This is a genomic window from Novosphingobium sp. B1 (assembly GCF_900176395.1).
In the GTDB taxonomy this organism is placed as follows: domain Bacteria; phylum Pseudomonadota; class Alphaproteobacteria; order Sphingomonadales; family Sphingomonadaceae; genus Novosphingobium.
Genome location: NZ_FWXL01000020.1, coordinates 20567 through 30227, shown reverse-complemented (window position 1 = coordinate 30227; position 9661 = coordinate 20567). Strand labels below are relative to the sequence as shown.

At 51.7% G+C, this 9661-nt stretch carries 7 protein-coding genes; 5 read left to right on the top strand and 2 right to left on the bottom strand.

The window, feature by feature from the left end; all coding sequences use genetic code 11:
* Nucleotides 1-244: 244 nt before the first annotated feature.
* Nucleotides 245-931: a response regulator gene (locus B9A23_RS19480; RefSeq protein WP_084280907.1), complete on the bottom strand. Its 687-nt coding sequence runs from the start codon at nucleotides 929-931 to the stop codon at nucleotides 245-247.
* Nucleotides 928-2442: an ATP-binding protein gene (locus B9A23_RS19475; RefSeq protein WP_084280906.1), complete on the bottom strand. Its 1515-nt coding sequence runs from the start codon at nucleotides 2440-2442 to the stop codon at nucleotides 928-930. The genes B9A23_RS19480 and B9A23_RS19475 overlap by 4 nt, the downstream gene beginning before the upstream one ends.
* Before the next feature lie 238 nt (nucleotides 2443-2680).
* Between B9A23_RS19475 and B9A23_RS19470 the strand changes: the two genes are divergently transcribed.
* The 5 genes from B9A23_RS19470 to B9A23_RS19450 all read left to right on the top strand — a co-directional run bounded on the left by B9A23_RS19470 (nucleotide 2681) and on the right by B9A23_RS19450 (nucleotide 9661).
* Nucleotides 2681-3460 carry a class I SAM-dependent methyltransferase gene (locus B9A23_RS19470; RefSeq protein WP_176218082.1) on the top strand — a complete coding sequence of 260 codons (780 nt, stop codon included), beginning with the start codon at nucleotides 2681-2683 and terminating at the stop codon, nucleotides 3458-3460.
* 646 nt (nucleotides 3461-4106) lie between these two features.
* The gene (locus B9A23_RS19465) at nucleotides 4107-5099 is read left to right on the top strand and encodes an MBOAT family O-acyltransferase (protein ID WP_176218081.1); all 993 of its coding nucleotides are present in this window, start codon (nucleotides 4107-4109) and stop codon (nucleotides 5097-5099) included.
* Entirely contained in the window at nucleotides 5096-7051 is a 1956-nt protein-coding gene (locus tag B9A23_RS19460; RefSeq protein ID WP_084280897.1) for an AMP-binding protein, read from the top strand. The genes B9A23_RS19465 and B9A23_RS19460 overlap by 4 nt, the downstream gene beginning before the upstream one ends.
* On the top strand, nucleotides 7038-7994 hold the full coding sequence (locus tag B9A23_RS19455; protein ID WP_084280894.1) for an SGNH/GDSL hydrolase family protein: 957 nt from the start codon (nucleotides 7038-7040) through the stop codon (nucleotides 7992-7994). Before B9A23_RS19460 ends, B9A23_RS19455 begins: the two co-directional genes overlap by 14 nt.
* A 236-nt stretch (nucleotides 7995-8230) precedes the next feature.
* Nucleotides 8231-9661: a UbiA family prenyltransferase gene (locus tag B9A23_RS19450; protein ID WP_084280890.1), complete on the top strand. Its 1431-nt coding sequence runs from the start codon at nucleotides 8231-8233 to the stop codon at nucleotides 9659-9661.

Sequence of the window (9661 nt, the reverse complement as noted above, 5' to 3'; positions counted from 1 at the left end):
ATCGTCGATACCGGTGCAGGAGCACGATACGGATCCATCCCGTAAGGCGAACCTTCCGTCACAACCCTGCCTTCTGACATCGACTATGCTCTTCCTCCGAGGGGCGACAAGTTCTCTAACTCGCGGTGGACCGGCCGCTCGCACGAGCTGAAATTGTCTTATTACCTTTATAGCCGCATACATTTGTGCAACGCAATAAAACTTTGCCGCCAAACCGCCTGCGGCATTTGTTGATTTTTGTTAACTATGTGATTTTTGACGAAATTGCCAGCCGATATCCTACCCCAGGTTCGGTGAGAATCAGGCTGGGTTCCGACGGGTCAGCCTCGAGCTTTTGCCGCAGCAATCCAATGTACGTTCGTAGATACTGCCCATCCACCGTCGGATCATTCCAACCAGCAATTAGCAGCTGACGTTGCGTAATGACTTGACCGGGGTGCTGTGCAAGGGCCGCCAATAAATCGAACTCCTTTGGGGATAAACGCACGTCGTCACCCAAGAGCATAACCTTTCGTTTATCGAAATCCATTTCGAGAACTTCAGAAACGAACTTGTGCCGTTTGGCGTCGCTAACGCCTGATTTTCGCGTTGCAACGCGTATTCGAGCAAGAAGCTCGTCAATTCCAAAGGGTTTGTTGATGAAGTCTTGAGCGCCAGCATCGAGGGCTTTGACCTTCTCAGTCTCTTGGTGGCGAGCAGACACAACCAGAATCGGAATTTGACCATGTTGCAACAAAGACTGAATTATATCTTTCCCGTCAGCATCGGGCAATCCAAGATCCAAAAGAACCAGATCAAACTGCTTTGCATTAGCCTTGGCTAAGGCTTCTTTGGCGTTGATTGCAACATCAGCACTATAACCCTTGGCTGTCAGGACCGCATCTAGAGTGTTTGCGATTGCAGGCTCATCATCAATAATCAAAATCCTCACGTGCGCTCACCCAATCCTGTTTCTAAACGCAAGGGGAACCTAACGGTTACCGTGGTGCCAGGTCCAGCCAACGGGTTTGGCGATGGTTCATCTGTGGGTTCAAGATAGATGGCCGGACTGTTGACCACTATGGTCCCTCTAAAAATCTCGGCAAAGCCAAGGGCGATGGCCAAGCCAAGACCCGTGCCTGCAAGGTGCGAAGTTCGCGAGCCTCTAAAAAAGCGTTCAAAGAGGTGCGGAATATCTTCCGGTGCAATCCCAGCACCAGAATCCGTGATCGCGATGACCGCATGATCGCCGTCGCGGGTCGCTGTGATCAAAACCTGTCCGCCGGATCCACTATAGCGACATGCATTGTCAAAAATATTTGTAAAAATCTGCTCAATCATGACGTCATTTGCTGAGATGATCATCTCCGTATCAACAAAGCGTTTTGCGATTTTGGTAGCGGGGAATCGCGATCGGGTACTGCTTAGAACCGCGCCGATTATATCAAGTAGATCGACAGATTCTAATTCGACATCACCTATTCCGGCTTGCAGTCGGCCGATATTGAGAAGGTTTGCAGTAAACCGATCTAAGCGTTCACATTGTGTCATAATGGTTGATAGGAGCTTTTCCTGAAGCTGCGCCTCAAGTGAGCCTTTCAGGGAATACAAGCTGCTCGCCGAAGCTGAAATGGCAGCTAGAGGAGTACGCATATCGTGCGATATAGACGACAATATCGCAGTCTTTAATTCCTCTGACCGCCTGATGCCTTCGATCTCAGCTTGTTGTCTTAGAAGAGTGCACCTTTCCACAGCCAGTCTGATCAAGTTGACTAAAGAGTCCCTGTCCACTAATTCATTTTGATCGGAATTCGCACCGTTTGAAAAAGCAATTATGGCAATTGGCTCATCGTACATTCTCAGGATGTAGTATGAGTAATCGCTATAATCTTGATTAAAGGTTGTACTATTTAAAAGTAATACAAGAAGTGATTCGCATAGCTTATGTCCTCTTCCAAGAGGTTGGCCCTGGCCATCGTAGATGCATATGCGTCCAGCAAAGAGATCCACGTCATTATCTTCAACTGAAAGAGCAATGTCGGTAAGAGATACTGTTCGTTGTAGCCTATCGCTCAAACTAAGAAGGGCGCGAACTTTAGCCTGCGCGATTTCAGCTGCGATCGCTCTCTCGCTAAGGCGACCGGCGAGGATACCGGTAAAGATTGCGGTGGTGTTAAACGCTATAAGCGGCATCAAATCGTCGTATGAGTCTACACCAAACTTCCAAAGAGGTTCGCTCAGAAAAAAGTTATAAAAGATTGACGATACGATGGCCACCGCAAGGCCATATCGCAAGTTGGTATTTGCAGCTATTGCTACAATAGCAATAACGTAGACTAGGGCCGATGTAATACGTAAATTATTTTCAAGTGAAATATACGACGCAATCGTCATTCCAATAAAAAGCGCAACGAGCGAGATTGCGCGATTTCTGCTCGGCATTTTAGATGCATAAGGTTTCATCGCCAAGTGCGTCAAGATAGGTCATCCTTAGAAGGGGGCCTGCGCGGCATATGAAACCCATGTTAACGGGGCCCAGAATCGTTGGCTAGTTTCAAGCTCTCAGGGCAGCACGATTCAGCCAGCGTTGCTGAGGTGCCAGGAAAGGGCAGATCGATCAATGTTCGCAGCGGGAGCCTCTAGAAGCCGTGCGCGCTTGGAGTATCATTTCGACGTCGAACGAGAGCTCGCCAGGCGAATTATGGATTCCGATCGATTTGCTCGAAAGAAGCTCTACACATCTGTATACGATGAGCTCTTTAAGCGAGTCGTAGACCACCCCCAATTGCAGCAAAAAGTAGATCCTTTAAAGCGGCAGCGCCGCATTGCTTGGCAAGTGCGGTACATCGAGAAATTAGTATCTGACGATAGTGATTTTCTCGAAATTGGGCCTGGCGATTGCGCCTTGTCGATCGCCGTCAGCCGTTTTGTCAGGACCGTCACGGCAGTCGATGTGTCGAACGAGATCACGCGCCGGAATGACCTGCCGCCCAACCTGTCTGTCGTCATTTCGGACGGCACATCCATCGCGTGCGCTGACAGATCGATTGATCTTGCCTACAGTGACCAATTGATGGAGCATCTGCATCCAGAGGATGCTCGAGAGCAGTTAGACGAGGTATATCGTGTGCTCCGTCCCGGAGGGCGCTATCTCGTGATTACGCCAAATCGAGCCATTGGCCCGCACGACATTACAAAGTACTTCGATATTGATGCGCCACAAGGCCTTCATCTCAAAGAATATACTTTTGCAGAGTTGGACGAGCTTCTGGCGGCTGCAGGCTTCGCTAAGCGCGATGTGCTGGTCGGGGCGATGGGGCGCTATGTCAAGATACCGGTTTCTTGGGCTATCTCGATGGAAACTCTGCTTTTGAAGATGCCTCGGGCGCTTCGTCGCGCCGGCATCAAGAGCCGGATAACGAGGCCGCTTTTGAACTTAGTCATGGGGGCCCGGATCTTGGCGGAGAAGGCGAGCCACTGACCAAGATACCTTATTAACCAAAGCTCCACCGTTGTGACGTAAAGGCTTACCGCGTATGCGAACAAGCTCAGTAGGTGTGAGTCAGGCGATTGAGGCAAACAGCCTATCACGAATGTGAGGGGAAGAAAGTTGCGCTTGCAGCTTGCATCTTCGATCCTCACTCAAAAGCAGTGCGGGCTGATCTAGCTCGCACGAAGCCTACTTACGTGCCGTGGAGTGGCCGGGGCGAGTTCTCTGCGCAGTGGCAGGATCATCAAGATTGCCGAGGTCCTTTTTGCGATCATAAATATCACACGTTTTCTTCGCGCGGCTTGGTGCTTTTGGGCCTCGTTCAATCACCGGAAATTGTCGAACGCTGCGCGGGCGATGTTGCAATATCCGAGATGGGTATAAAGTTGGAGCCTGCAGACTGTAGCCCTTATTCCGATGTTTTGTCCGGCCGTGTGACCCGCGACCAAAGTGAAATGCGCAGTTCATTATTGTGGAGCGGCTGCAGCTATGAGATTAGAGAATGCATTTAATATCATCAAACTTTCTAATCTTTACGGCAGCATTTTTTGCGGTCTACTTTTTACTAAATAAAGTAGGGCAGCATGTTTTGCTGATAGTCGCAAGCTACGCCTTCGTGTGCTTTGCGAGTGTGTGGATGGCTGCCATACTTTTCCTAAGTACTGCCGTAAATTTTGTCTTTTCAAGGCAGATGGAAGTTAACTCCGCTCGGCAACCGCTACTCGCATGCTCTATCGTTTTTAACGTCGCGCTTTTAGGAATTTTCAAGTATTATGGGTTTTTTTCGTCGTCAATTGCTGATACTTTGGGCGTAATTGGGGTGAAATACTCACCATATACAATCAGTTTGGCTGCGCCATTAGGATTATCATTTTATACGTTTCAGGCGATAAGTCACCAGATCGACTTGAGCCGCAAGAGAGTGCGAACGCCATCTTTCACTGATTTTACACTTTACATGGCTTTTTGGCCAAAGTTTGTTGCTGGTCCTATCGTCCGCAGTCAGTGGTTTCTTCCACAGTTGCGTACAAGGAAGCGTTTTTCGTGGCCAAACCTCTTTTTAGGAGTCGAGCTTTTCGTATACGGCCTGTTCCTAAAGGTTGCTCTTTCTGATAATCTTCTGTCTCAGATTGATCGCGTTTTTGAACACCCCAAGTCGTATGATGGAGCAAACACACTCGTCTCCACAATCTTCTTCACATTTCAAATTTATGGTGACTTTGCCGGCTACTCATTGATGGTAATTGGCCTTGCCCGAGTAATGGGCTTTTCTATTCGCCGTAATTTCAATCGTCCAAATCTTGCGCGGAGCTTCAGTGACTTTTGGGCTCGTTGGCACATCAGCTTATCGACTTGGCTTGAAGATTATGTTTTTAGAAGCCTTATCCCTCGCAAAGCACTTGCAGGAGACGCGCAGTGGACTTCCGTCCGCGATCTTTACAGCGTGGTGCTCAGGCGGCCGGTCAACGCTCACGACACTTTCGAGGCTCTGGCGGGCGACTCCTTGTCATATGTGGAAGTAGCTCTTGGCCTTGAAGCTCTGATCGGGGATCTTCCCGTTTCATGGGAGCGTCTGGAAGTGCAGGAGCTTGAGGCCCTGTGCACGCCAGGGAAGGTTGCCCTCGCATGACCGCGACTAATACAGAAACGGAGTTTTTTGACGGGCTGGCCCGATACTCGGACTCCATTCTTTGCGTTTGTGAAGACGGAACAACCGCGACATACGGCGAGGTGTTGGCGGCAGGCAAAGCGGCGCTCGGTGAGTTCGACGGACGCCCTTTGGTGTTTTTGTGCGCTGAGAACACGATTGAAATGATCGGCTGTTATCTGGTGTGCTTGCAGCGCCGCTGGCCGGTGGTTCTGACCGGCAAAGGTGACCAAGTCCTTTTTGATCGTCAGCTAGAGGAATATGATCCAAACATACTGATCTCAACAGATGCAGGCCGAGTGGATGTAAAAATCCGGCATAAGCGTACTGTTGCTTTGGCCGAGGAACTTGCGGTCCTGTTGTCGACCTCTGGCAGCACTGGCTCGCCCAAGATGGTAAAGCTGACCGCCCGCAATGTGCATAGCAATGCCATCGCAATCGGACAGTACCTGGATTTGAGGTCATCTGACCGGGCGGTTACTGCTCTCAAGTTTAATTATTCATACGGTATGTCAGTCATCAATGCGATAGTCGCCGTGGGGGGATCCCTGCTGCTGACTGATCGTCCGATCACTGACGATCGTTTCTGGCAAGCAATGTCTGAGCGTGAGTGTACGCATTTTGCTGGCGTACCCTATAGCTTCGAGATGCTGTCGCGCATGGATGCGAGGCTTGCCAGGTGCACCTCCTTGCGAGTTGTAACCCAGGCTGGGGGCCGATTGGCACCCGACCTCGTACAACACTTTGCAGCCCTCGGAGAGACGCAGGGCTGGAAGTTTTATGTGATGTATGGGCAAACCGAGGCCTCGCCTCGCATTGCTTACTTGCCACCCGAGATGGCTCAATCCCATCCGACTGCGATAGGTCGCGCGATTCCCGGTGGAAGCATTGACCTTATCGCCGAGAACGGATCGCTGATCGCAGATGCAGGTGTGGCGGGTGAACTGCGCTATACAGGGCCAAACATATTTGCAGGGTATGCTACTAACCGTTCTGAGTTGGCTACGCTTGAACTTTCAAAGCACTTGTTCACTGGTGACATCGCCCAATGGAACGAGGCCGGCTTAGTTCAAATCGTCGGGCGTGCGAGCCGATTTGTTAAGCCGTTCGGATTGCGCGTCAGCCTTGACGATGTAGCAGAAGAAGCAGGCAAGTTTGTTGAAGGTGCCATCGCAACAGGCAGCGATGATCAGATTATAATCGGGTTGCTACGCGAGCACACTTCTGAGGGTTCTGAGCAGGAAGTGCTCGCTCGCCTGAGCTCGGCATACAACCTTCCAGCGAAGCTGTTCAGCATCGTTCTGATCGATGAAATCCCGCGACTGTCCAATGGCAAGGTGGATTACAAGGCGCTCACCTCAATTGCTGCCGAGCAGGCAGTGGGTGACGCCACGCACGCTTCACCGCGCAATGGTCGTCTGGAATGGATCTTGTCGCGCAACCAGGTCCTGACTCTTCTGGTCAGCGGACTTTGGCATGGTGCGGCATGGACATTTGTGGCCTGGGGTTTCATCCATGGCCTCCTGTTGGTTCTGCAAAGACAGGTTGGCTCACGGATACGGGCACTTTATCCTGAAAACGGATGGCCAAACCGTGTATCCATAGTCGCACAAATAGCCTTTGTGTTCTGCGCAGTCGCTGCCACACGTGTATTGTTCCGGTCGCCGGATGTAGATCACGCTCTCACAATTTACACCAAGATCTTGCAGGGCCCGTACAACTGGGGCGCTCTTGATGGTAAGGCGGCTCTTGCCCTTGGCGCTTGTGTAATCATGACGGTTACGGGGGTTGAGATTGCTGCAGAAAATGGCGTTTGGCGTCGCCTGTTCAGGCGGCGGCGGACCTTGAGATGCGCAGCGGTGCTGCTGGTCTTCCTCGTGACGCTCGCGATCGGTGAGTTTGAGGGGGGGCGCTTTGTCTATGTTCGTTTCTGACGAGAACGCGGAAGCAACGCCTCGCTTCCAAGCCATCAAGTTTGCTGTCCTCTTCTTGCTTTGCCTGTTTCTGGCAGATCGGGCAGTCGGTTACGCACTCAGCCAGTTGGTTCGCACCAGTGATTACAGGCTCTCACGGTTGTATGCAGGCACAGCAAAAGCCGACGTTTTAGTCACGGGTAACAGCGTGGCAAATGCCATGGTGATTCCGACCAATCTGACAAAGACGTTGGGTAGCCCGGTGTTCAGTATCGCAAGCCACGGCATGGATAGCTTCACGCAGCAAGCTTTCCTTGAGGACTACCTTGATAATCAGCCGGCACCAAAGGTTGTAGTGATGGAGATCCGTCCGGCTCTCAGTCCGATGAGGACTGCTCCCGCATTCTCCACGTTTCAGTCATTGAGCCAGCGCATGAGGACGCAAGTTCGCGAGACAGAGCCCTCGATTGCAACATGGAGTACGGTTTTCCACACGTTCCGGGTCAATTCTCCACAACTACCCAACATCCTTATCAAGATCATTGACCGCGATGATCAAAGGACAGGGCCGTCGAATGGAAAGATAAATGCCAGTCTCATCCATCAGTGGCAGATCAGGCCGAATGTCCCCGAGGTAGCTCCAGCCCAGCTTGGGGTATTTGCCGAGAGTGTCCGCAAATTGCAGGCCGCGGGGAGCAAGGTCATTGTCATTGCCGCACCTTTGCATCCTGCCGCTCGCAAAGACGGGGCTTGGATTGCACAGGCTGAGCGAGAGGTTCGGGCCGCCTTGCCTGACGATGTACCGCTATTCGACTTCTCAGCGGCGCTGTCTGAAGACCAGTACTTTGAGGACCCGATTCATCTCAACCGCACAGGTCGAGCAGCACTAGAGCCACTCCTACTGAAGGTCATCCGTAAAGCCCTCGAACGCTCTGACGATAAGAGTAGTTCGCAGCAGAAATGAGTTGTCATTCAGCTAAGTCTAAAAAAGGACGCTTTTTGGCATAGTTAATCCTTGATTAACTGCCACAATTAACTGCAATACTATCCCGGTAAAACAGGTGGAAACGCCACGATTCGCACATATTTCGAGGTCCGTGCTGATCGTGACTCGCTGCCTCTTTAACCCTGCTTTCACACCAATCCAGTATTATGGTTACGAAAGTTTGGATGTAACTTAACCTTTGGAAGGGGGCGGGTGTGCTCCAGGTGTCAAGCAAAGTACTGGCTGTAGACCTTGATGGCACTCTGCTCCGCTCGGACATGCTGTTCGAGACGTTCTGGAATGCCTGCGCCAGAGACTGGCGCACACCGTTCAAAGCGATAGCTGCCCTTTTTAAGGGCAAAGCGAACGTCAAGAACGTCCTTGCAAACAGTTGCGAATTTGATGCCTCGATCTTGCCATACAACGACGAAGTGGTGACTTACGTCAAATCCTGGCGTGCGAGGGGAGGGCGGACCGCTTTGGTCACCGCGACTTCACAGCATGTTGCGGAGCAAATAGCAGAGCATCTGGGAATTTTTGACGAGGTCCACGGTTCAACCGAGAGCTTGAACCTCAAAGGTTCCAATAAATCTGCCTTCCTGGAGAGTCATTACGGCGAGGGAATGTACGCCTACGTTGGGGACTCGCCAGCGGACATGCATGTTTGGGCAAAAGCCTCGCACATTGTAGCGGTCAGTCCGTCATCTCGCCTGGAGACTCGGATCGAGCGTTTGGGTCGCAGCCACGAAATGATCGCTGCGCGCGGCAGCGATTGGAAGGTATATATCAAGCAGCTGCGACCTCATCAATGGTCGAAGAACCTTCTCATATTTGTACCGATGCTTGCGACCCATAGCGGCGACCTCGCCACTATCATTCGCACAATTCTGGCTTTCTTTTCGTTCTCACTCGTTGCTTCGAGCGTATACGTATTGAACGACCTTCTCGATCTCGCCGCTGACCGAGCGCACGCCCGTAAGAAGCGCCGCCCCTTAGCGTCTGGCGATCTTCCCATAGCGCACGGAACCGCGCTATTCCCCCTGTTGCTTGGCACGGGTGTTGGTTTGGGGGTGCTTGCCGGTGCTCACTTTCTGGCCGCGTTGGCACTGTATTACACGGTAACCCTGGCTTACTCGTTTTACCTCAAGCGCAAGATCCTGATCGATATCTGCGCGTTGGCGGGCCTGTACACTCTGCGGATAATTGCAGGGTCAGCAGTGACCGGCATCCACCTGTCTGTGTGGCTTCTCGCCTTCTCAACGTTCCTGTTCTTCTCACTTGCGGCTGTTAAGCGGCAATCAGAGCTTAATCACCATGCCTTGTCTGGGCATAACGCCTTGGTCGGCAGAGGCTACCGGGTCCAAGATCTGCCAATCATTTCGCAGATGGGCATCGCGTCTGGCTATATCGCCGTCATGGTGCTCGCCCTTTATATTGATGCGCCAACGACTGCTCAGCTCTATTCCTTCCCCGAAGCGTTGTGGGGAATTTGCCTCGTCTTGCTGTTTTGGATCAGCCGGATGGTCTTCATTACCAACCGCGGCCGGATGCACGATGACCCTGTGTTCTTTGCATTGAAAGACCGGGTCAGTCGCTATTGCGGGATCATCATCAGCCTGTTTGCACTGGCCAGCGTGAGCCTTTGA